This is a genomic window from Mycolicibacter icosiumassiliensis, from assembly GCF_900078685.2.
Lineage (GTDB): Bacteria > Actinomycetota > Actinomycetes > Mycobacteriales > Mycobacteriaceae > Mycobacterium > Mycobacterium icosiumassiliensis.
In genome coordinates this window covers 1-845 of record NZ_LT546194.1, presented here as the reverse complement: position 1 = coordinate 845, position 845 = coordinate 1, and the positions used below count along the sequence as shown (strand labels likewise).

The window sequence follows — 845 nt, the reverse complement described above, 5'->3', positions numbered from 1 at the left end:
GCGCGGCGACATCGTCTGTGCCCGCACCGCAGTGGCCCATGCGGCGTGGCAGGGGCGCGACGCGGTCAACATCGAGGATCTGCGGGTGGCCGCCCGGCTGGCCCTGCCGCATCGGCGCCGACGCAAGCCGTTCGACGCCCCGGGTCTCGATGAGGCCGAACTCGACGAACTGTTGCCACCGGAGGATTCCGAGCCCGAGCCCGACCCGGACGGTCCGGGACCCGACGGGCCCGAGCCCGATGGACCAGAGCCCGACGGCCCGCCGGAGGGCGGGCCGCCAGAACAACAGCGCGGCCCCGCACCGACGGGGCACTCTAAGCCGGGCGCCACGTCGACGGTGGGCGCCGACTCCCCTTACCGGGCCAGGCTTTTCTCGGTCGACGGCGTGGGTTCTGGACGCGCCGGCCGGCGCAGCAGGGCCCGCACCAGTTCCGGACGCCGGGTGGGTGCTACCGCATCCGGCAACACCGGCGGACTGCACCTGTTCGAGACGCTGCGCGCCGCTGCGCCGTATCAGGGCGCGCGGGGCCGAGCCGGCGGCCGGATGATCTTGGCGGCGAACGATCTTCGTCGCGCCGTCCGGGAAGGCCAAGAGGCCAACCTGGTGCTGTTCGTGGTCGACACGTCCGGGTCGATGGCCGCCATCGAGCGAATGCGCCACGTCAAGACCGCGATCTTGTCCCTGCTGCTGGACGCCTACCGTCGCCGGGACCGGGTGGCGGTGGTGACGTTCCGGGACAGGCAGGCGGAGGTGGTGTTGCCCGCGACCGGGTCGGTGGAGATCGCCGCCGTCCGGCTCGACGAGTTGCCCGCCGGGGGCCGCACTCCGTTGGCCGGGGGCCTGC

1 protein-coding gene is annotated in these 845 nt (G+C 73.6%); it reads left to right on the top strand.

The features are described 5' to 3' along the window. Positions 1–845: VWA domain-containing protein (locus BN4346_RS46845; protein ID WP_154677700.1), on the top strand; the 845-nt coding region annotated here is incomplete at both ends.